The organism is Acidovorax cavernicola (assembly GCF_003581445.1).
Map to the genome: position 1 here is coordinate 27,239 of NZ_QXMN01000008.1, position 21,688 is coordinate 48,926.

Annotated in this window: 24 protein-coding genes; 21 read left to right on the forward strand and 3 right to left on the reverse strand. The window is 66.9% G+C overall.

Annotation, left to right across the window (positions count from 1 at the left end; all coding sequences use genetic code 11):
- The first annotated feature begins 16 nt into the window (after window positions 1-16).
- Complete coding sequence (locus D3H34_RS09325) at window positions 17-1,063, forward strand: Bug family tripartite tricarboxylate transporter substrate binding protein (RefSeq protein WP_167481158.1); 1,047 nt, start codon at window positions 17-19, stop codon at window positions 1,061-1,063.
- Window positions 1,064-1,124: 61 nt separating this feature from the next.
- A complete protein-coding gene (locus D3H34_RS09330) occupies window positions 1,125-2,039 on the forward strand; it encodes a LysR family transcriptional regulator (RefSeq protein ID WP_119553173.1) in 915 nt (304 codons plus the stop codon).
- Window positions 2,040-2,069: 30 nt separating this feature from the next.
- Here the strand turns inward: D3H34_RS09330 and D3H34_RS09335 are convergent, their stop codons facing one another.
- Entirely contained in the window at window positions 2,070-2,867 is a 798-nt protein-coding gene (locus D3H34_RS09335) for an IclR family transcriptional regulator (protein ID WP_286185574.1), read from the reverse strand.
- 108 nt (window positions 2,868-2,975) lie between these two features.
- On the opposite strand from D3H34_RS09335, the gene D3H34_RS09340 reads away from it, so the two are divergent.
- From D3H34_RS09340 to D3H34_RS09425, 19 genes are all read left to right on the forward strand, one after another.
- The gene (locus tag D3H34_RS09340) at window positions 2,976-4,133 is read left to right on the forward strand and encodes an acyl-CoA dehydrogenase family protein (RefSeq protein ID WP_119553276.1); all 1,158 of its coding nucleotides are present in this window, start codon (window positions 2,976-2,978) and stop codon (window positions 4,131-4,133) included.
- Window positions 4,130-5,269: an acyl-CoA dehydrogenase family protein gene (locus D3H34_RS09345; RefSeq protein ID WP_119553175.1), complete on the forward strand. Its 1,140-nt coding sequence runs from the start codon at window positions 4,130-4,132 to the stop codon at window positions 5,267-5,269. Before D3H34_RS09340 ends, D3H34_RS09345 begins: the two co-directional genes overlap by 4 nt.
- A 34-nt stretch (window positions 5,270-5,303) precedes the next feature.
- Window positions 5,304-6,305: a Bug family tripartite tricarboxylate transporter substrate binding protein gene (locus tag D3H34_RS09350; RefSeq protein WP_119553176.1), complete on the forward strand. Its 1,002-nt coding sequence runs from the start codon at window positions 5,304-5,306 to the stop codon at window positions 6,303-6,305.
- Window positions 6,305-7,522 carry a CaiB/BaiF CoA transferase family protein gene (locus D3H34_RS09355; protein ID WP_119553177.1) on the forward strand — a complete coding sequence of 406 codons (1,218 nt, stop codon included), beginning with the start codon at window positions 6,305-6,307 and terminating at the stop codon, window positions 7,520-7,522. The genes D3H34_RS09350 and D3H34_RS09355 overlap by 1 nt, the downstream gene beginning before the upstream one ends.
- Window positions 7,523-7,761: 239 nt before the next feature.
- Window positions 7,762-7,908, forward strand: coding sequence for a hypothetical protein (locus tag D3H34_RS34210; RefSeq protein ID WP_167481159.1), 147 nt, complete (start codon window positions 7,762-7,764; stop codon window positions 7,906-7,908).
- A 16-nt stretch (window positions 7,909-7,924) separates the two neighbouring features.
- Entirely contained in the window at window positions 7,925-8,509 is a 585-nt protein-coding gene (locus D3H34_RS09360; protein ID WP_119553178.1) for an A24 family peptidase, read from the forward strand.
- Between the two features lie 33 nt (window positions 8,510-8,542).
- Window positions 8,543-9,382, forward strand: coding sequence for a Flp pilus assembly protein CpaB (cpaB, locus tag D3H34_RS09365; RefSeq protein WP_119553179.1), 840 nt, complete (start codon window positions 8,543-8,545; stop codon window positions 9,380-9,382).
- An 89-nt stretch (window positions 9,383-9,471) separates the two neighbouring features.
- A complete protein-coding gene (locus D3H34_RS09370) occupies window positions 9,472-10,935 on the forward strand; it encodes a type II and III secretion system protein family protein (protein ID WP_119553180.1) in 1,464 nt (487 codons plus the stop codon).
- A gap of 11 nt (window positions 10,936-10,946) precedes the next feature.
- Window positions 10,947-11,228: a hypothetical protein gene (locus tag D3H34_RS09375; protein WP_119553181.1), complete on the forward strand. Its 282-nt coding sequence runs from the start codon at window positions 10,947-10,949 to the stop codon at window positions 11,226-11,228.
- A 139-nt stretch (window positions 11,229-11,367) separates the two neighbouring features.
- On the forward strand, window positions 11,368-11,583 hold the full coding sequence (locus tag D3H34_RS09380; protein WP_119553182.1) for a Flp family type IVb pilin: 216 nt from the start codon (window positions 11,368-11,370) through the stop codon (window positions 11,581-11,583).
- A gap of 85 nt (window positions 11,584-11,668) precedes the next feature.
- Entirely contained in the window at window positions 11,669-11,854 is a 186-nt protein-coding gene (locus D3H34_RS09385; protein WP_119553183.1) for a Flp family type IVb pilin, read from the forward strand.
- Between the two features lie 89 nt (window positions 11,855-11,943).
- Window positions 11,944-12,120, forward strand: coding sequence for a Flp family type IVb pilin (locus tag D3H34_RS09390; protein WP_119553184.1), 177 nt, complete (start codon window positions 11,944-11,946; stop codon window positions 12,118-12,120).
- Between the two features lie 44 nt (window positions 12,121-12,164).
- The gene (locus D3H34_RS09395; protein WP_119553185.1) at window positions 12,165-13,454 is read left to right on the forward strand and encodes a pilus assembly protein TadG-related protein; all 1,290 of its coding nucleotides are present in this window, start codon (window positions 12,165-12,167) and stop codon (window positions 13,452-13,454) included.
- A 5-nt stretch (window positions 13,455-13,459) separates the two neighbouring features.
- The gene (locus D3H34_RS09400; RefSeq protein WP_119553277.1) at window positions 13,460-13,927 is read left to right on the forward strand and encodes a TadE/TadG family type IV pilus assembly protein; all 468 of its coding nucleotides are present in this window, start codon (window positions 13,460-13,462) and stop codon (window positions 13,925-13,927) included.
- Window positions 13,924-14,352 (forward strand): TadE/TadG family type IV pilus assembly protein, encoded by a 429-nt coding sequence (locus D3H34_RS09405; protein ID WP_119553186.1) that lies wholly within the window; start codon window positions 13,924-13,926, stop codon window positions 14,350-14,352. The genes D3H34_RS09400 and D3H34_RS09405 overlap by 4 nt, the downstream gene beginning before the upstream one ends.
- A 19-nt stretch (window positions 14,353-14,371) precedes the next feature.
- The gene (locus D3H34_RS09410) at window positions 14,372-15,523 is read left to right on the forward strand and encodes a CpaE/TadZ family protein (protein WP_119553187.1); all 1,152 of its coding nucleotides are present in this window, start codon (window positions 14,372-14,374) and stop codon (window positions 15,521-15,523) included.
- Window positions 15,524-15,574: 51 nt separating this feature from the next.
- Window positions 15,575-16,945 (forward strand): TadA family conjugal transfer-associated ATPase, encoded by a 1,371-nt coding sequence (locus D3H34_RS09415; protein ID WP_119553188.1) that lies wholly within the window; start codon window positions 15,575-15,577, stop codon window positions 16,943-16,945.
- A 9-nt stretch (window positions 16,946-16,954) separates the two neighbouring features.
- The gene (locus tag D3H34_RS09420) at window positions 16,955-17,944 is read left to right on the forward strand and encodes a type II secretion system F family protein (protein ID WP_119553189.1); all 990 of its coding nucleotides are present in this window, start codon (window positions 16,955-16,957) and stop codon (window positions 17,942-17,944) included.
- Between the two features lie 12 nt (window positions 17,945-17,956).
- On the forward strand, window positions 17,957-18,874 hold the full coding sequence (locus tag D3H34_RS09425; protein ID WP_119553190.1) for a type II secretion system F family protein: 918 nt from the start codon (window positions 17,957-17,959) through the stop codon (window positions 18,872-18,874).
- Window positions 18,875-18,911: 37 nt separating this feature from the next.
- Here the strand turns inward: D3H34_RS09425 and D3H34_RS09430 are convergent, their stop codons facing one another.
- On the reverse strand, window positions 18,912-19,607 hold the full coding sequence (locus tag D3H34_RS09430; protein WP_119553191.1) for a response regulator: 696 nt from the start codon (window positions 19,605-19,607) through the stop codon (window positions 18,912-18,914).
- Window positions 19,608-19,635: 28 nt separating this feature from the next.
- The gene (locus D3H34_RS09435; protein ID WP_119553192.1) at window positions 19,636-21,321 is read right to left on the reverse strand and encodes a sensor histidine kinase; all 1,686 of its coding nucleotides are present in this window, start codon (window positions 21,319-21,321) and stop codon (window positions 19,636-19,638) included.
- Window positions 21,322-21,688 lie beyond the last annotated feature (367 nt).

Here is a 21,688-nt window from a genome sequence, read left to right on the forward strand (position 1 = left end):
GCCACACAATTCCGCATTGGAATTGTTCAATTCCGATTTGGAATTCGCCGATCCGGCTTTGTGCATGCGCAGGACTTCCAGGCCGCTTGGAGGCGCCGTGAAACTTCGCTCAGCAGCAGTTCTCCTGGCCAGCGCGCTGGCGTCAACGGGTTCCTGGGCGGTCGACGCTTATCCGCTTCGCCCGATCACCCTTGTGGTTCCCTTTGCCATTGGAAGCGGCACCGACCTCCTGGCGCGCGTGCTCGCGGCAGACCTGTCGAGGTCACTTGCGACGCCGGTCGTGGTTGACAACAAGCCCGGTGCGAACGGCGCGGTCGGCACCCGCCTGGTCGCGGCGGCGCAGGCCGATGGCTACACATTGCTCTTCGGCAGCGCCACGACCAACGCAACCAACCTGCATTTCCACGTGGGGAGCCTGGGCTATGACGAAGCATCGTTCGTCATGGTCGCGGGCGTATCGAGCGGTTCGCTGGCGCTCTATGTTCCTCATGCGTCCCCCTGGAAGACGGTCCACGATCTGCTGGAATCAGCCAGGCGCGAGGGCCCCCGGAACCTGACTTGCGGCAGCGGCAACTCCGTCACCCAGGTGGCCTGCGAAGTCCTGAAAAGCGCGACGGGCGTCGATGCCGTGACGGCCAACTACAAGTCGAATCTGCAGTCGTTGAACGATGTCGTCGGCGGACAACTGTCGTACGCCTTCTCGGATCCGGCTGCGGCGCTGGCGCTGACGAGCAGTCAACGCATCCGCGCGATTGCCATTGCGGGACCGGCGAGGAACGCGTCCATGCCGGGCGTGCCCACGTTCAAGGAACAAGGTTTCCCGAACATCGAACTGCGGGCCTGGAATGGCATCTTCGCGCCTTCGGGCACTCCCAAGGAGGTCGTGGAAAGGCTCAACACGGCGGTCAATCAATGGCTGGACTCGCCCGAAGCGAATCGGCTCTTTAGGCAAATGGGCGGTGAAGGCAACAAGCTGACCGTCGCAGAGGCCGCAGCTTTTGCACACGCGGAAGCGACGCGCTGGGGGGATTACATCAGGAAGGCCAATCTCAACCCGAAATGACAAGCGCCTTCCGACAGACTGTGCTCCCCCATGAAATTTTCGCCAGACCACGGCTCGACACATGAAGCTGGATGATTTCGACCTGTTCGCTGCCGCCGCCCGCCTTGGAAACCTTCATCGGGCGGCAGAAGAATGCGGTACCACGCAGTCCAGCCTGTCCAAGGCGATTGCCCGCCTGGAGAAGCGATACCAGATCCGCATCTTCAACAGAAGCGCCTACGGCGTTGCGTTGACGCCCGATGGCCAGGCCCTGCTCGCGGGTGCGGAAAGGCTGCGCACGACATTGCGCGACATCTCGGACGAGATGCATACGCGCCGGCACGGCAACGAAGGGAAGGTCCGGCTGGGCTGCCTGCCCATCCTGATCGAGCCCATCGTCATCCCGATCGTCATGTCCGATCTTCAGAGGCCGGGCAGCATCTGCTACTCGGTCGCCGCCAAGCTCACACCGTATCTGTACGCCGATCTGGAGGCCGGCGCCCTCGACCTTGCGGTGGCGGTGTACACCGACGCCGTGCCCGCGACGCTCTCCTATGACTTGATTGCCGGATTCCGCAAGGCCTCCTACCGCGTCGTCGCGCGCAAGGGGCATCCCTTGTTGCGTGGTGCCATGGATCCGGGTGCACTCGTGAGCGCCAGATGGGTCCTGCCTTCATCCCAGGTACCTCCTCGCATCTGGCTTGAGGCGTCGCTGGCACGGTTCGAACTTCCGCCAGCCAACGTGTTCCTGGAGAGCGACCTTCATCCCTTCAACGTCGCCCATCTGGTCGAACGCAGCGACCTGCTGACCGTCATGCCTGCGGGCATGTTGAAATTTCCCGCAGCGAAGGGCCTCGCCGCATTGGACCTGCCGCAATTCCCCCAACCCGAAGGGCGGCTCGCGATCTTCTGGCGAAAGAATGCCTACCTGACGCCGTTCGCACAGCAGACACGCGCAAGGCTGCACGAGCAGCTGAAGATCTTCCAGGCCGACTGAGAAGGTGTGAAAGCGGCCCGCCGCATCACCTCACCGCAACCCCGACTGCCGATCCGCCGCCCCCACCAGCTGCACCAGCCCCGGACCGATCGTGTCCAGCAGCTGCGGCTTCTTCCAGCGAAACCCCGACACCGCGCAGTTGAACAGCAACTGCCGCGGCCCATAGCGAATGCGTGCCGCCGCGCCCACGGCAAGCACACCGAAGCCCGAATCGCCCAGGTTGATGGCGAAGCCGCGCTTGCCGTAGTTCGCCATGCTCTCGCGCACACCTTCGAGGCAACGCGCGTGCTCCTCGGGTCGCTCGCGCTTCACGCGAGCAAGGAACTCCTGGCGCTGGCTTGCGGGCAGTTGCGCCAGCCACGCACGCCCCATCGCGGTTTCGACGATGCCGCGCACGGCACCGACGCCGGGGCGCTTGAGGGTGCCGCCTTCGTGGGCGCAGGTTTCCAGGTAGACGACGTCGAGGTCGCTGGTCACGCCGACCGAGACGGCCCCCTCGATGCGGTCGGCCAGTTGCTGCATGGCCGGGCGCAGCGCGGCCAGCAGGGGCGTGTTGATGATGTAGGGGTAGCACAGCGCCACGGCGGCAGGGCCGATGAAGTAGCGGTCCAGCCGTTCGTCGTGGTCCAGGAACCCCATGCTCAGCAGGGTGCGGCACAGGCGCGAGACGGTGGGGCGCGACAGGCCCAGCTTGGCGGCGAACTCGCTGTTGGCATGCGCGCGCGGGTCGCTCACGAAGATCTGCAGGATGAGCAGGCCCTTGGCCAGGGTGCCGGCAAAGTACGGGTCTTCGTCCCGCACCCGGCGCAGGTCGTCGGAGTCCTTCATGGGGTGGCGGCGATTCTGGACAGGGCGGGGCATGGCGTGAATTGCAGTTTCAATAATTGAAATTCAGTGCCGGTGATTGTGGACCTCGTTCCTACAGTCGCGGCCACCATGATCCGAGACACCCCCCACTTCGAGGCCCTGCGGGCCGACATCCGCGCCTTCGTTCGCGAACGCTGGCATCCGCTGGAAGACCAGGTCAGCCGCGACAACGACATCCCGCCCGACGTGGTCGACGAGCTGCGGCGCAAGGGCTACTTCGGCTGGAGCATTCCGCAGGCGTACGGCGGCCTGGGCCTCACGACCGAGGAGCTGGTGCTGTGCGCGATGGAGCTGTCGCAGTCGTCGGTGGCGCTGCGTGCCCGCGTGGGCACCAACACCGGCATCGGTTCCGAAGCGCTGGTGGCCGACGGCACCGAGGCGCAGAAGCAGCGCTGGCTGCCGCGCATGGCCACCGGCGAACTCACCGGCTGCCTGGCGCTCACCGAGCCCGAGGCCGGTTCGGAGGCGAGCAACGTGCAGACCACGGCGCGACGCGAGGGCGACCACTACGTGCTCAACGGCAGCAAGCGCTTCATCACCAATGCGCCGGTGGCCGATGTGTTCACCGTCATCGCGCGCACCGAAGAAGGCACGAAGGGCAGCAAGGGCGTGTCGGCCTTCCTGGTCGAGCGCGGCCCGGGGCTCACGACGGGCGAGCCCTACCGCATGATGGGTCAGGCCGGTTCGTTCGTGTCGGACGTGCACTTCAACGAATGCCGCGTGCACGTCGACCAACTCATCGGCGGGCGCGAGGGCGTGGGCTTCCAGACGGTGATGAAGGTGCTCAACAAGCAGCGCCTGCATCTGGCGGCGCTGTGCACGGGCCCGGCCATCCGCATGCTGGACCTGGCCATGGCGCACACCAGCAGCCGCAACCAGTTCGGCCAGGCGGTGGCCGACTTCCAGCTGGTGCAGGCCATGATCGCCGACAGCCGCACCGACATCTACGCGGCGCGCTCGATGATCCTGGAAGCGGCGCGCGCGCGCGATCGCGGCGAAGACGTGGCCATGTCGGCCTCGATGTGCAAGTACTTCGCATCGGAGATGTGCGGCCGCGTGGCCGACCGTGCGGTGCAGATGTTCGGCGGCTCCGGCTACGTGGCCGACTTCAGCCCCATCGAGCGCTACTACCGCGACGTGCGCCTGTTCCGCCTGTACGAGGGCACGAGCCAGATCCACCAGCTCAACATCGCCAAGCTGGCATTGCGCGAGGCGGGCACGCGATGAGCCCGCGCGCGGACCTCGGTGCGCGGGTGCGCGACTTCGTCGGGCGGCATTGCATCCCGCTCGAATCGAATGCCCACGTGCACGACCCGCTGGCACTGGACGCCACGCTGTCGCAGCTGCGCCCGGTCGCGCGCGAGCTGGGCCTGTACCTGCCGCAGATGCCGGTGGAGGAGGGCGGACTCGGCCTGTCATGGGGCGAGCGTGCCGCGGTGTTCGAAGAGGCCGGCCGCAGCTACCTCGGCCCGGCCGCGCTCAACTGCGCGGCACCCGACCAGCCCAACATGATCAGCCTGTTGCGCAGCGGCACACCCGCGCAGCAGCAGCGCTACCTGCGGCCCCTGGCCGAAGGCCGCATCCGCTCGTGCTTTGCCATGACGGAGCCAGCGCCCGGCGCCGGCTCCGACCCGTCGATGCTGCGCACCACCGCGCGGCGGGAGGACGATGGCTGGGTCATCGACGGCCACAAGTGGTTCATCACCGGCGCGGTGGGCGCGACCTTCTGCATCGTGCTGGCGCAGACGCAGGAGGGGCCCACGCAGTTCATCGTGGAGATGGACAACCCAGGCCTGTCGCTGGTGCGCGCCATCCAGGCTCTCGATCCGTTCGCCGTCGGTGGCCACGGCGAACTGCGCTTCTCAGCCTGCCGCGTGAGCGGCGATGCGGTGCTGGGCGAGGTGGGCTCGGGCTTCGCGCAGGCGCAGCAGCGGCTCGAACCTGCGCGGCTGTCGCACTGCCTGCGGCTCATGGGCCGTGCGCGGCGCGCGCTCGACATCGCGCAGGCCTATGTGTGCGAGCGCACGTCGTTCGGCGAGCGCCTGGCCGACCTGCAGCAGACCCAGGCGATGGTGGCCGACTGCCACATCGACCTGCATGCCAGCCGGCTCATGAGCCTGGACTGCGCGCGCCGCATGGACGACGGGTTGTCCGTGAAGACCGAGTCGGCCATGACGAAGGTCTTCGTGTCCGAAGCCCTGAACCGCGTCGCCGACCGCGCGGCGCAGATGTGCGGTGCGCAGGGCATGTCGGAAGACGCGCCCATCGCCCTCATCGTGCGCGAGCTGCGGCCATTCCGCATCTACGACGGTGCTTCCGAGCTGCATCGCGCCACGCTCGGCCGCCGCTTCCTCACCCATTGAAACGCCGAGCAAATACAGAAACTGGAGACTGACGATGACGTCCTCGACCAAGACGCCCAAGATACACAAGACACTTTCGCACCTGGTGCACCTGACGGCGGGCCTCGCGCTCGGCCTGGCCGGCTCGCTGGCCATGGCGGCTTTCCCCGACCGCCCCGTGAAGCTGGTGGTGCCTTTTCCCGCCGGCGGCAGCACCGACCTGGTGGCGCGCGAGGTGGCGCTGGAGATGGGGCAGGCCCTGGGCCAGCCGATCATCGTGGAGAACAAGCCCGGCGCCGGCAGCCTGATCGGCTCCGAGCTCGTGGCCAAGTCCGCGCCCGACGGCTACACGCTGCTCATGGCGGGCCTGACCAACATCTTCCTGCCCTACGTGCACAAGGGGCTCACCTGGAACCCGGTGGACGACTTCGTGCCCGTGGGCCTGGTGGCCGACCTGCCCAACGTGATCGCGGTTAACGCGAAGACGCCGTACCAGAAGCTGCCCGAACTCATTGCCGCCGACAAGGCCAAGCCGGGCCAGCTCGCCTTCGGCTCGGCCGGCCCGAGCACGCCGTCGCACCTGGTGTGCGAAATGATCAACCACCAGGCCGGCATCAAGATGCAGCACGTGCCCTACAAGGGGAACGCGCCCGCGGTGAACGACCTGATTGCCGGCCACATCCCCGTGATGTGCAACAACCTCGGCGGCACGCTGCCCTACATGAGCAGCGGACAGATCCGCATCCTGGCGCAGACTGGCCGCACCCGCTCGCCCTCGGCGCCCGGCGTGCCCACCTTCGCCGAACTGGGCCTGCAGGGCCTGGACAGCGGCTTGTGGGTGGGCATCGTCGCGCCCAAGGGCACGTCCGATGCGGTGATGCGCCCGCTGCGCGCGGCGCTGGCCAAGACCATGGCATTGCCCGCGGTGAAGGACAAGCTGGGCAAGCTCGGCGCCGCCTCGCTCGACCCGTCGCTGCCCGCGTTCGGCCAACGCGTCGCCGCCGACCGCAAGGTGTGGGACCCCGTGCTCAAGCGCGTGGACCTGAAGGGCAACTGATGAGCCAGCCTGCTGACCGCGCACCCTTGAGCGGGGTGCGCATCCTGGACATGGCGACCGTGCTGGCGGCGCCGTTCTCGGCCACGCTGTGCGGCGACATGGGGGCCGAGGTCGTCAAGCTCGAGCTGCCGGGCGGCGGCGATCCGCTGCGCGGCCTGACGCCGGTGCACGAGGGCCATCCGCTGTTCTGGAAGACCGCGAATCGCGGCAAGAAGGGCATCTCGCTGGACGTGCGCAAGCCCGAGGGCCGTGCGCTGTTCCTGCAGCTCATCGCCGGCTTCGATGTGCTGGTGGAGAACTTCCGCACCGGCACGCTCGACGGATGGGGGCTGGACATCGCCGCGCTGCACGCGGCCAATCCGCGGCTGATCGTGCTGCGCCTCACGGGCTTCGGCCAGACCGGCCCCTACGCGCGCCGGCCCGGATTTGCCCGCATCTTCGAGGCGATGAGCGGCTTCACGCACCTGACCGGCGAACCCGGCGGCCCGCCGCAGCACATGAACTATCCGCTGGGCGACGTGGTGGCGGGCCTGTTCGGCGCCTTCGCCATCAGCACCGCATTGGCCGAGCGCAACGCGCTGCCGCCCGCGCAGCAGCGGGGCGCCGAGATCGACCTGTCGGCCACGGAGGCGATGTCGCGCCTGCTCGATCCGCTCGCGGCCGAGCACCGCATCGGCGGCGTGGTGCGCGAGCGCACCGGCTCGCGCGCCACCTACACCGCGCCGTCCAACGTGTTCCGCGCGGCAGATGGCGTGTGGTTCACGTTGGTGGGCACGGGCGGGCCGATCTTCGCGCGCATCTGCCGGGCCATCGGCCGCGAAGACCTGCTCACGGACGCCCGCTTTGCCGACAACGCCGCGCGCATCCGCAACCTCGAGGCGCTGGACCGCATCATTGCCGACTGGTGCGGCAGCTTCCCCTTCGCCGAACTGGCTGCCCGGCTGGACCGCGAGGAGGTGCCCTACGGCAAGGTGTATTCGATCGCCGACCTGCAGGCCGATCCGCACATGCAGGCGCGCGCTGCCTTCATCGACGTGCCGGACGAGCAGTTCGGCACCGTGCCGGCTCCGGCGGCCGTGCCGCGTTTCGTGGGGCGCGAGGGCGTCCGGCCCGCCGCCACGGGGCCGCGCACGGGGCAGCACAACGACGAGGTGTATGGCGAACTGGGCCTCGACGAGGCGCGGCTCGAGGCGTTGCGTGAAGCACAGGTGATCTGAAGCGCGCCTGCGTCTTCTCCCGCCCTCGCACGGTGCGGGTCGCAATGACCCGCCTTGTCGGGTAGGCGTTTTGTCATGCCCGCCCCGCGCCGTCGCGGGACACCTGACTCCCCCAGGAAAGGGCGCTCCGCTCATGTGCGAAAGCGGCGCGATTCCTACAGTCATCCCCATGCCGAACGCTTCTTCCCACGCTGGGAAGGCTAGTGGTTTCGGCCGGTCACGACCACCGGGGAAGCCGCATGGAACCGCTCGAAGTTCTGCCGAGAACCGCCCTGAGCCTGCTGCGCGAAGACGCCGGCATGTCGTTCATGGAGTTCGCACTGATCGGTGCGCTGGTGATGGTCGTGGCCCTCTTGCTGCTGCTCGCCCTGCGGCGCAGCGCCTGAACACGGGGAGTCCACCATGCAGGAATTCAACGCTGTTCTCGAACTGCTCGCGATGTTGGCGACGGACGTCCGCATGCTGGCGCTCTTCGCGCTGCTCTGCGTGGCGGCTGTCAGCGACTGGCGCTTCTATCGCATTCCCAACTGGCTGACCTTCGGCGGCGCGTTCTTCGCGATCCTTTACGGAACGATGGCGGCACGCACGCCGTCGTCCGGTGCACTGGCCGCCTTTGGCGGCCTGGCCGTGGGCTTCGGCGCGATGCTGCCGTTCTATGCGCTCGGGATCATGGGTGCGGGTGACGTCAAGCTGATGGCCATGACCGGGGCCTTCCTGGGGCCCCAGCAGGCGCTGATGGCTGTGCTCTTCACTTTCATCGCGGGCGGCGTTGCGGCGCTGGCCTTCGCGATCCATCGCCGCCGCCTCGTCCACATGCTCGGCAACGTCAAGACGGCGGCGCAGGGCGTGGTCTTTTCCACCATCGCGGGCGTGCGGCCCGACGGGCGCCTGCAGGCGGGCCAGTCCGTGGGCAAGTTGCCCTACGGCGTCTGCATTGCCGCGGGCTCGGTGGTCCAGGTGCTGGCACACCAGCTGGGCTTTGTCTAGCTCCTACATGTTTCACAAGTGGCGGAGGTTCGTATGAAGAACATCAAGGCGATCGGGCTGATCTTTCTGGCCCTGCTGTTCGGGCTGGCGGCCGCGGTCTACGCGACCGGCTGGATCTCTCGGCAAAGCGGCATCGCGTCCAACAAGGTGGTCGTGGCCGCCGTCGACATCGATCTGGGCAGCCGCGTCAACGCGCAGATGTTGTCCACGGTCGACTGGCCCAGCGGCTCGGTGCCGAACGGCTCGTTCAGCGACATCAAGGCGCTGAACGACCGGGTGGTGAAGGTCGGCGTGCTGCGCGGTGAAGCGCTCATGGAGGGCAAGCTGGCGCCGGTGGGCACGCAGGGCGGGCTGTCGGCGGTGATCGCCAGCGGCAAGAGGGCCATGACGGTGCGCGTCAACGACGTCGTCGGCGTTGCCGGCTTCGCGCTGCCGGGCAACTACGTCGACGTGATGGTCAACGCCCAGCAGGAAAAAGGGCGCGGCGAAGACGCGCTGCAGATCAGCAAGACCGTGCTTGAGAAAGTGCTGGTGCTGGCGGTGGCCCAGGAGGCCAACCGCGACGACACCAAGCCGAAGGTCGTGAGTGCGGTGACGCTGGAGCTCTCGCTCGAAGACTCCGAAAAGCTCGACCTGGCACGCAGCGTGGGGACCCTGTCGCTGGTGCTGCGCAACCAGATGGACAAGACCACGGTCGCCACCCTCGGGATCACCAAGGGACAGCTGTTCGGCGAGAAGAAGGACATCGTGCCGGTCTCCGTCGCTGCGGCACCGGCTCGCCCGCGTGTACGGCTGGCGGGTCCCGCCACGCCGCGAGCCGCTGAGTGCGTGGAGGTGATCCAGCACGCCGGCAACTCGCTCACCTGTTTCTGATCGTCCGTCAGGAGGAACACCAAGTGCGCCCACTCACAACCACCATCGCCCGTCTGCTGGCGACCCTCGCGACAGTGGCGACCCCCGCCATGGCCGCGGAGGTCGTGGCAACCGCCCCGGTCACGGCCGCCGCCATGCCCGCGCCTGCTGCACTTGCGGCGGCAGCACCCGCAGCCCCCGCAGCCCCGGCCAGCCGACGCTGCACCGCCATCATTCCGGACGACCAGCCGACGCACGCCATGCTCGGCAAGTCGGTGGTCATTCCGTTGAAGGCGCGCGTTGTGCGCATCGTGGTCGGCGGGCAGCCGCAGGGCCGGGCGGCCGCGCCCGCAGCGCCGGCGCAGCCCGCAGCAGCGATGCCGGCGCCCAATGCGAACGTGGGCGACGGCGTGGCCGACATCGAGGTCACGCTGCTGAGCCCGACCGACCTGTTCTTCCGCGGCCGCCAGGCCGGCTCGATGAACGTGGTGCTGCAAAGTGCCGACGGCACCTGCTACATCAAGGATGTGATCGTGACCGTCGATCCCGGGGCGCTGCAGGCCAAGCTGGCTGAGCTGATGCCGGAGGAGCGCCGCATCCGCGTGCGCAGTGCGGAAAAATCCATCGTGCTCACCGGCGAGATCAGCGACGCGCTGAAGCTTGACGACGTGATGAGCCTGGCCTCGGCCTACGGCGCTGACGGAAAGAGGGTGGTGAACCTGCTGCGCGTCGGGACGCCCCAGCAGGTGATGCTCGAGGTGAAGATCGCAGAGGTCAGCAAGACCCTGCTCGACCGGCTGGGTGCACGCGTGGGCATCTCGCGCATGAGCGGCGGCGGCCTTCACAACTATTCGCTGATCTCCAATTTCTTGAGCACGGGCGGTGGCCTGGTCGAGGCACTGCGCATCGGCCGCGGCGTGGTGACCATCGACGGCCAGAAGGACGACGGCCTGGTGCGCATCCTGGCCGAGCCCAACATCATGGCCATCAGTGGCCAGCAGGCCAGCTTCCTGTCGGGCGGCAAGATCTTCATTCCGGTGGCGCAAACCGGTGGTACCGGTACCGGGAGCACCATCACGCTGGAAGAAAAAGAATTCGGCATCGGCGTCAAGTTCATGCCGACAGTGCTCAACGGCGACCGCATCAATCTCAAGATGGTGTCGGAGGTGTCGGACCTGTCGCAGACCGGTTCACCCTTCACCACGGTCGGGGGCGTGACGTCCGTCGTGCCTTCGCTCACGGTACGGCGCGCCGATACCACGGTGCAACTCAACGACGGGCAGAGCTTCGTCATCGCCGGCCTCATCAAGAGCAACGCGACGGAGGCGATCAAGCGCTATCCGGGCCTGGGCGAAGTGCCGGTGATGGGCGCGCTGTTTCGCAGCACCGAGTTCCAGAACGAACAGACCGAGCTGATGTTCGTCATCACACCGCGCCTGGTGCGCCCGCTGGCCGAGTCGCCGCGCGTACCGACCGACAACCACGTGCTTCCGAGCCGCGCCGAGGTGTACCTCAATGGGGCCCTCGAAAGCAGCACCCCGGCACCGGCCGCCCCGGCCAGCGAAACCCCGTGAGGAGCCCCGCCATGTTCATCCGATCGACTCCCCTCGTGCTCGCATGCCTCCTGGCAGCAGGTTGCTCGAGCGTCACACCCAACTACGACGCGCGCTTCGGCGAAGCCGTGCGGGACGCCAGAAAGAAGATGACGCTGAACCCGAACGCCGGCAAGAACGGCGATCCGGTCACGGGCATGGACGGCCGCGCGTCGCGCGAGGCGATGGTGCAGTACCAAGAGTCTTACAAGAAGCCGCCGCCGGTGACCAACGTCATCAACATCGGCGGCCAGATCGGTGGCACGGCGAAGTGACAGGTCGCCTTTCGCGGATTCGTTTCACAGAGTCTTCACATGGAAAGGAGAGCGCCACAACGCAATGAAATTTTTTCCTCACCACGTCAATTTCCTGAAACCTGATTTCCGACTGTTCAAACCTTGAAAGGAAAGAACCATGAAAAACCTTCTCCAGGCCATCGGCCAATCCTCCCGCGGTTTCCTGCGCGACGAAGAGGGTGCACAGGTCATCGAGTACGCACTGATCATTGCCGTCGTCTCGATCGCGCTGGTCGTTGCATTGAAGGCGCTGACCAACAGCGGCGGCAGCTTTTCGACCTTCATCGGTCGCGTCACCACCTGCCTGACTTCGACGACGGGCGGTTGCGTGTAAGTGGGTGGGCGAGCTAGGGCGTGCTCCACGCTCGCCACCCCACTTGCCGGATCCTCATTCTTCTCAATGGAAAAGGAGTAGCTCCATGTTCAAGTCATTCCTGCAGGACGAGAGCGGCGCTCAAGTGGTGGAGTACGCACTGATCATCGCGGTCGTTTCGATCGCGCTGGTCGTTGCGCTGAAGGCGCTTACCGACAGCGGTGGCAGCTTTTCGACCTTCATCGGTCGCGTCACCACATGCCTGACCTCGACGACTGGCGGTTGCGTGTAAGCAGCTAGGCGGGTGAGCCGGGGCATACCCCACGTTCACCGCCTCACTTACCAGGTCCGCATTCTTCTCAACGAAAAAGGAGTAGTCCCATGTTCCAGTCCTTTCTGAAGGAAGAGAGCGGTGCTCAGGTGGTGGAGTACGCACTGGTCATCGCCGTGATCTCGATGCTGCTGATCATCGCGTTGAGCCCATTGGTAACCGGCACCGGTCTCAGCGATCTCATTGATCGCGTTTTGACTTGCCTCGGCGGCGTCAACTGCGCCTGAAGCACTGACCTTGTCGAATTGCCACCACTGCACAGGAGCCGATCATGAGAGCCCACAGCTCCCCTCGTCGCCAGCGTGGCGCGATGATCATCACGGTCGCGCTGTTCCTGCTGTTCCTGCTCGGTTTCATGGGCATAGCGCTCGATTTCGGCCGGCTCTTCGTCGCTCGCACCGAACTGCAGACGGCGGTGGACAGCTGTGCGCTGGCCGCTGCGAATGAACTCAACGGGGAGAGCACGGCCATCAACCGGGCGCGCAGCGCGGGCCAGACCGCTGGCAACGCCAACAACGTGAACCTGCAGTCGGCCACCTGGAGCGGGCAAGGCAAGCTCATTGCGGCCGACATCACGTTTCGCGATGCGTCCTACGCGGTCACCACCGCGCCTGCCAGTGCACGCTATGCGCAGTGCACCCACACCCAGCCCAACATCCAGATCTGGCTCATGAAGGCCATGGGCGCGTTCTCCGGGGATTACGCCGGCAATCCGTCCACGCGCAGCGTTGCGGCCAACGCCGTGGCAACCCGCGGCAGCGCCCAGACCACCTGCCCGATTCCGGTCCTGGTCAAGCCCAAGCCCGGCGGTACCGCACCCGACTACGGCTTCGTCCGGGGCGAGTGGGTGACGTTGATCAGGGCCCAGAACGCCGCAACCGGCGGCCAGATCGGCTGGGCCAACCTCAACGGCACCAGCAGCGCCGACGAAACCAGAGATGAATTGAGCGGCAGCGACTGTGAAACCCGGATTGGCGACCCGATCGGTACCCCCGGCGTGCAGGCCTCGATCGCCGAGGTCTGGAACGAGCGCTTCGGCATCTACAAGAATAGCGGCAGTCCGAGCGCGGGGCGACCGGACTACACGGGCTATGCCTACACCGTGACCAACTGGCCCCCGCGTGCTGCCGGCGCAGTGCCCAATGCCTACGACGGCAGCCCGCCCACCGGCGCACCGGCGAGCGCGCAGAACTTCGTGACCAAGCGCGCGGCCTATGCGTCGTGCGACGACACCGGAGCCAGCCTGAACGGCTGCGAAACGCGCACGGGCCTGTCGCTCAACAGCTTCCAGAAACTTGCTGCGCCCGGCAACGTGGCGGGGGGGCACAAGCAGTACGGCATGGACCGCCGCATCGTCACGGCGCCCGTGGTCGATGGTTCGTCCCATGTGATCGACTACCTCTGCTTCCTGATGCTCCAGCCGCTGCAGATTCCCATGAGCGACACGCAGCTCGAATACCTCGGCAACGCCGGCGTGGTCTCGCCGACGTCGAGTCCCTGCACCACCAGCGGGCTCCCTGGCGGTTCGGCCGGCCCGCTGGTTCCGGTCCTTGTGAGGTGAGCACCATGACGACGAAGAAAACCTCTTCCCTCCGGCAACGCGGCGCCGCGCTGATCGAGCTGGCGCTGATCACGCCGCTGTTGTTGCTGCTCACCTTCATCACCACCGAGTTCGGACGCGCGATGTACGAATACAACACGGTCACCAAGTCGGCCCGTGACGCAGTGCGCTATCTCTCGGTCCAGACGCCCGGCACGAACGTCACCCAGGCGCGCAATCTGGTCGTGTACGGCAACACCGCCGGCACCGGCGCGCCGTTGGCACGCGGCCTGAGCCTGGCGAACGTGCCGGCCGGCAGCTGCTGCACCTGGCAGCTGGCGGGAGCGGACCCGATCATCAACACGGTCACGGTGCGCATCACCGGCTACACCTTCCACTCGATGTTCGCGTCGGTGTTCGGCGTGCAGTTCACTGGCACCAACGGCAACATCGTCTTCAGCGACATCTCCGCCACCATGAGGGCGCCATCATGAGACACCACGTCAAGGGCGCGACCACCCTCGAGTTCGCACTGGGTCTTCTGGTCTTCCTGATGCTGGTGCTGGGCATCGTGGACTTCGCCCGCATGCTGTTCACCTGGAATGCGGCCAACGAGGCGACGCGCGCCGGCGCGCGCTATGCCGTGGTGTGCGACGACACCACGCAGCAGGCCCTGGTGCTCGCCAGGATGCGGGCCTTGTTGCCGCAGGTGCAGACGGCGAGCGTGACCTGGATTCCCTCAGGCTGCACGGCAAGTACCTGCCAGGGTGTCACGGTCAGTATCACGGGCCTCAACTACCAATGGATCTCCCCGATCGTGGGCGCCGTCGCGCCGCTCATCCCGATGCCGGGGTTCTCCACCTTCCTGCCCCGCGAGGTCATGCGGCAAGACCCGCACAGCGCGGCCATCTGTTCCTAGCAGCACACCGGACACGACCATGAAGATCGCCATCGTTTCCCCCAATCCGAACCACTTGCAGGACATGCGCAAGGTGCTGGAGGCGCGCGGCCATGCCGTGTCGCTCTTTGAAGGCGGCAAGAGCCGGATGCAGGCGGTCGTCGAGAAGGTCGCGCCCGACCTGCTGCTGGTCGACGGCATGTGCTGCGACCTGCAGGAGCTTTCGCTGGTGGAGGCACTGACACTGCGGCATCCGGCAGTGGCGGTGGTGCTGCTGTGCGCGATGCAGACACCCGAGTTCCTGATCCACGCGATGCGCGCGGGCGTGCGCGAGGTGCTGCCGTCGCCCGCCGACACCGCCGCGCTCGAGGCCGCTGTCGGCCGCATCGCCCTCAAGATGGCTGGCGCTCAGGCGCACAGTGCGGGGCGGATCGTTGCGTTCATGCCCTGCAAGGGCGGCAGCGGGGCGACCTTTCTCGCAACCAACATCGCACACCAGCTGTCGCGCGAGCGATCGGTGCTGCTGATCGACCTGAACCTGCAGTTCGGCGACGCGCTGTCGTATGTGAGCGACCTGCGCCCGACCTCGACGATGGCCGACGTGGCGCGCGACATCGGGCGCCTTGATGCCTCGCTGCTGGCGGCGAGCGTGGTGCGCGTGTCGCCCAGCTACAGCATCCTGCCCGCGCCCGAGGACCTGGCGCGCGCGCTGGACGTCAAGGCCGAGCACATCGATGCCATCCTGCAGGTGGCGCTCACGCAGTACGACTTCGTGATCTTCGACCTCGGCACGCGCATCGACACGCTCACGCTGCGCGTGCTCGACCGCGCGGAGCACATCTTTCCCGTGCTGCAGACCAGCCTGCCGCATATCCGCAACGTGACGCGCCTGGTGCAGGTGTTCAAGTCGCTCGGCTACGCGCCCGGCAAGGTGGAACTGCTGGTGAACCGCAGCACCGGCGGCGGCGAGATCGGGCTGTCGGACATGCGCCGGTCGTTGCCCGGCGTGATGTTCACGGCGGTGCCGGACGGCGGCAAGGACGTCGAGGCGTCCATCAACCGCGGCGTGCCGCTGGCGGAGATGTCGCGCGGCAGCGCGCTCGCCAGGCGGCTCGACGAGATCGCGCACACGCTCAGTCCGCGACCGGAGGCGACGCCCGGCTTCATGGGGCGGCTCTTCCGCCGTGCCTGAAGTAAGGCGACAGGGCGGATTCCCATCAATACCCAGGCGGAGGTGCCAACCATGTCATTCAGGGACCAACTCAATGCGATCGACGGCGATGCCGGCACGCGGCCGGCGGGGCCGGTCGTCGAGCTGACCACGTCGCCCTTTGCCTCCGACACCTACAAGCTGCTGAAGGAGCGCATGCACCTGAAGCTGCTGGAGCGCTTCGACCTGGCAGCGCTCGAAACCCTCCAGCCCGACGCGCTGCGCCAGGAAATCTCGACCATGGTCGGTCGGCTCCTGCAGGAGGAGCCCGAGGCGCTCAACGACATCGAGCGGCGCACGCTGATCCGCGACATCCAGCACGAGATGCTGGGCTTCGGGCCCATCGAGCTGCTGATGGCCGACCCAACCGTGTCGGACATTCTCGTGAACTCGCCCACCAGCATCTACGTGGAGCGCCGGGGCCGGCTGGAGTTGACCAACGTCAGCTTCACGGACGAGAAGCACCTGCTGCGCATCATCGACAAGATCGTCTCTCTGGTCGGGCGTCGCATCGACGAGTCCAGTCCCATGGTCGATGCGCGGCTGCCCGACGGTTCGCGGGTCAACGCCGTCATTGCGCCGGTGGCGCTCGACGGGCCGATGATGTCGATCCGACGTTTCGCGAAGATCCCGCTGCGCATGGGCAACCTGGTGAACGATCTCAAGTCGCTCACGCCGCCGATGGCGCAGATGCTCGAAGGCCTGGCCCAGGCCAAGGTCAACATGCTGATCTCGGGCGGCACCGGGGCGGGGAAAACCACGCTGCTGAACATTCTCTCCGGCTTCATTCCGGAGTCCGAACGCATCATCACCATCGAGGACGCGGCCGAGCTCCAGCTGCAGCAGCCGCACGTCGCGCGCATGGAGACGCGGCCGACGAACATCGAGGGCAAGGGCGAGATCACGCAGCGCGCGCTGGTGCGCAACGCGCTGCGCATGCGGCCCGACCGCATCGTGATCGGCGAAGTGCGCGGCGCCGAAGCGGTCGACATGCTGCAGGCGATGAACACCGGTCACGAAGGCTCGCTCACCACCATCCATGCCAACTCGCCGCGCGATGCGCTGGCGCGGCTGGAAAACATGATCGGCATGGCAAACCTGAACCTGCCGCACCGCACGGTGCGTCAGCAGATCGCCTCGGCGATCACGGTGGTCGTCCAGGTCTTGCGGCTCATCGACGGTCGGCGCAAGGTCACCAGCATCCAGGAGATCACGGGCATGGAGGGCGAGATCGTCACCATGCAGGAGATCTTCACCTTCCACCAGACGGGCATGGGGCCCGACGGCCAGGTGCGCGGGCATTTCCACGCGACAGGCGTCCGGCCGAAGTTCATGGAGCGGCTGCATGCGTACGGCGTGGAACTGTCCGACAGCATCTTCGATCCCGAAAAGCACTACGAATAGGAGCTCGCCATGTTCGACAACCTGGGTGGTGACACGCTGATCACGGTCACGGTGCTGGTCTTCGTGACCGCGCTGCTCATGATCGAGGGGCTCTACCTGCTGTGGCGGTCCTACAAGGGGCCCGACGCGCGCAAGATCGAGAAGCGGCTGCAGGCGATGTCCGCCGCGGTCGACCGCACACCGCAGGCCCATCTCGCCAAGGAGCGCATGCTCAGCGACGTGCCCTGGATGCAGCGCCAGTTGCTGGCGCTGCCGCGGGCGCACCGGCTGGACCGCTTCATCCTGCAGGCGGGGCTGGACTGGACGGTCTCCAGTTTTCTGCTGGCCTGCGGTGCGCTCGGCGTGTTCGCGTTCTGCGCCGTGTGGCTGGCGCACCAGCCCGCGATGTTGGCGCTACTGGCCGGGGCCGTGGCGGCGGCGCTTCCCGTCCTGTACCTGCAGCGTCAGCGCAGCCGCCGGCTGGACCGCCTCGAAAAGCAGCTGCCGGACGCCCTGGACCTCGTGACGCGCGCCTTGCGCGCGGGTCACTCCTTTGCCAGCGGCGTGCAGATGATCGGCGAGGAAATGCCCGAGCCGATCGCCAGCGAGTTCCGCCTGGTCGCCGACGAGGTGAACTTCGGCGTCTCGCTGCAGCAGGCGCTGACCAACCTGAGCGAGCGTGTGCCGCTCACCGACCTGCGCTACTTCGTGGTGTCGGTGCTGATCCAGCGCGATTCGGGCGGCAACCTGACCGAGGTGCTGGGCAACCTGAGCCGACTCATTCGTGAGCGCTTCAAGCTGCTCGCGCGGGTGCGAGTGCTGTCCTCTGAAGGGCGGCTGTCGGCCTGGATTCTGGGCATCATGCCGTTCGCCCTGGCGGCGCTCATGAACATCTTCAATCCCGAGTTCATGTCGCCGCTGTGGACCGACCCGATCGGCCAGACGGTGCTGCAGTACATGCTGGTGCTCATGTTGGTGGGCATCGTGATCCTGCGCAAGATCGTGAAGATTCACGTCTGAAGGAGAAGCGTCATGGCCATGCTGTTTCCCATCCTGGTTTTTCTGTCCGTGTCGCTGGCGGTCATCGGCCTGGCGGTGTGGTTGTCCCCGACGCGCACCGCGCAGCGGCTGCAGGCGGTGGCGCTGCCGTCCGGCAAGTCGGCCTGGACCGAGACGGCCGTCAAGCTCGTCGGCCCGTTCGCGCAGCTGTCGTCCCCGACTGGCGAGGCCGACCTGTCGCCGCTGCGCGTGCGCTTCCTGAACGCCGGCATCCGCCATCCGGATGCGTACCTCGTCTACTTCGGCCTGAAGACGCTGCTGCCGCTGGGCTTCGCGGCCCTCGCGTTCCTCGTGATGCGCGCGGCAGGGGTGGAGGGTGGCGTGACGATGCTGCTGTGGCTCGCGTTGGCGGCGCTGGCCGGCTGCTACCTGCCCAACCTGGTGCTACGCCTGCGCATCCGTGCGCGGCGCCGCGAGATCTTCGAGAACTTTCCCGACGCTGCCGACCTCATGCTGGTGTGCGTGGAGGCGGGGCTCGGACTGGACGCGGGGCTGGCCAAGGTCACCGACGAAATCCAGATCAAGAGCCAGGCGCTCGCGCAGGAGCTGCACTGGACCAACCTGGAAATGCGCGCCGGCGGCACCCGCGAGAAATCGCTGCGCAACCTGGCACTGCGCACAGGCGTGGAAGAAATCGGCACCTTCGCGACCATGCTGACCCAGGCGGACCGCTTCGGCACCAGCATCGGGGAGTCGTTGCGCGTGTTCTCGGACGACCTGCGCCACAAGCGCCAGGTGCGCGCCGAGGAGCTGGCCGCCAAGGTGCCGACCAAGATGCTGCTGCCGCTGGTGCTGTGCATCTTCCCGTGCATCTCGCTCGTGATCCTCACGCCGGCGGCGATCCGCGTGATCCGGATGATCATGCCGATGTTGGCCGGGCAGCAGTTGTGAGCGGCGCGCACGCGCCGGGAGGCGTTGCCGCAACGGCTCAGGCCGCCAGGGCGTCGAGCTGGTGCTTGGTTGCGTAGATGTACAGCTCGAGCCGGTTCGTGACGCCCAGCTTCTGGTAGATCGCGCACAGGTGGTTGCGCAGCGTGTGCTCGGTGACGAAGACGCGCTCGGCGAGCGCCTTGTTGGAGGCGCCGCAGCCGGTCACGACGACGCGGATGATCTCGCGTTCCTTGTGCGTCAGCGTGGCCTGCCGGGCCGCTTCGGGGTCGGCCTTCGGCGGCTTTCTGGCCGACGTGAGTTCGCAGAAGACGCGGCCCATGGTCTGCGCGTCGACGCAGAGTTCGCCGCGGAACACGCGCTCGATGGCGTCGAGCAGCTGCTGCGCCGAGGCGTCCTTGCCCACCACGCCGCGCGCACCGTACAGCACGGCCAGGTCGAGTGTGCGCTGCTCTTTCTCCGCCGTCAGCACCATCACGCGCGACCCCTCGTTGGTCAGCAGCTGGGGCAGGATGTCCAGGGCGCTGTGACCGTCCAGGTCGAGGTCCAGCACGATGACATCGGGCGCGAGGCTTTGCGCCGTGGCCACCGCTTCGTCGCAACAGCTGGCCGTGCCGACCACCTTCATGCGCGGCTGTTCGCCGTCGATGAGCTTCGAGAGGCCCCACAGCATGGTCTTGTGGTCGTCCACGAGCAACACGGCAATGGGGTGGTCGGGATGGTCGAGGGTTTGCATGAGGGACTCCTCCTGTGTTGCGGCGCGGTCAGATCGGGATTTCGATCCGCACCGCCGTGCCGCCATTCGCGCATCGGTCGACATGCGCCTGGCCGCCCAGGGCCGCGGCGCGCTCGGTGAGGGAGCGGGGCTGGAAGGCGGTGAAGCTTTCCTGGCAGGCGTCGTTCTCGATGCACAACGCCAGCTGGCCGTTCTTGCAGTCGATGCGCACGCTGCCGTGGCGCGCATGGGTGTGCTTGCAGATGTTGTTCAGTCCTTCGCTCACCATCTGCAGCAGCTCCGCGGTCACCCGGTCGTCCAGGTGGAGCGGGGCGTCGATGGTCATCACGATGTCGATGTCGATGCCGTACAGGCCCTTGATCCGCGCGGCCTGGCGTTCCAGGTGGGGCCGTACGAGCCCGCCGGAATCGTCGGCTCCGCGCCTGACTTCGCCGGCGTAGCGGCGCAGGTCGGCGATCACGCCGTCGGCCACGTCCGCGAGTTTGTCGAGGTCTTCGCGCAGCGGGTTGTCGGCAGCGGCCCGCTTGCGCAGCGCGCACAGGCCCATGCGCAGGCCGATGTAGGGCTGGATGGCCGTGTCGTGCAGGTCGAGCGCGATCTTCAGGCGCTCCGTCGACGCGGCTTCCGAGGCCATCCGGTCGAGCACCTCGATGGTCTCGATGACCGGGAAGATCTGCGCCATGAGGTGGGCGAGGAACAGCGCGTCGGACTTGCCGAGCTGGCCGTGGCGCGACGACACGAACACCCGGCCCTCGCCCAGGCGCATCGGCAGCGGCGCGCTGATGAAGGCGTGCGCTTCCAGCAGGGCCGCGATGGCGGTGAAGAGCTGCGCGCCTTCTTCGTCGGCGCTGCGCCAGGCGGTCGCGCCCGCATCGAAGACCTGGTTCTGCGCGCGAAGGTGGCTCAGGGGCCAGGGCAGGCGGCTGCTCAATACGATGCTGTCGGGTGCAAGGGCCATGAGCGGCGATTCCGCGAGGCGGCCGATGGTCTGGATGCTCACCTGCTCGCAGGCGTCGTCTTCGCGCAGCGTTCGCAGCAGCCACATGCCGGTGGACCGGTCGCGCGTCAGCAGGATGCAATGGCTGGCCTTGAAGAAGGCCAGGGTGCGTTCCATCGTGCGGGCGATGGTGCGCGCGGCGCCGAAACGCGGGTTCGAGAGCTGGCTCACGTCGCCCAGGAGCGCCAGGCGCCGCTGCAGCGCCAGCTTGGAGCCACCCCAATACACGATCATGTGCCCCAGCGCCAGCAGGAAGGCGGTGCGCATCAGCAGTTGCGGGGTGTCTTCCGTGCCCGTGGCCAGCCCGCAGGCGGCGAACGAGGCGACCGACGCGATCGTCACGCGGGCGCCTTCCTCGAAGCCCCAGCGGAACGACGAGGTGAGGATGGCGAAGAAGTAGAAAAGGAAGAACAGGCTGCGGGTGCCGTCGGTCACCGCGAGGATCAGCGTGAACCACAGCACATCGGACCAGTGGATGGCCCTGCCCTGGAAGTAGGGCCGCCCCACCGTCGTGCAGACGTGGATCAGCAGGCTGTGAAGGAGGTAGCCGACGAAGGCCAGCCAGACCGCCGCGGGGATCTGCTGCCGGCTATCGGCGGCGTCGACCGTGATCGCCAGCAGCGCCGAGATCGACAGCACGAGTCGCATGCGTCCCACCATGAGCGCATCCGTCGCCAAGCTGGCGTCGATGCTGGGAGCGGGGCCCTGGACTGGCATGGGGATGCATCCTGTGGATGGACCATGTCACGCACCGCGAGAAATCGCGGCGTCGGCGGGGCTGCTTGGCAGTGATGGCTTGGAATACATTTTTATTACCAGAGACCACAATGTGTGACGAGTTCACATTACTACTTTGGTGTGCACAATCAATTGAAATCTCGTTCCATCAACAATTAGTAACTATATTTTCATTTGATTTCATTCGAATGAATGGAAATCGGCGCTGAGCCGCGAAAGGGCCGATGGCCGGGCCTTCGAGGCACCGGCGATGGCGCGGTATCTCGCCGTTCGCCCGCTTCTGCCTGCGAAGGTGTACCGATTGGGGGGTACCCCCGTGCCTGTTTCCCGGCCGTGAGCCCTGTAC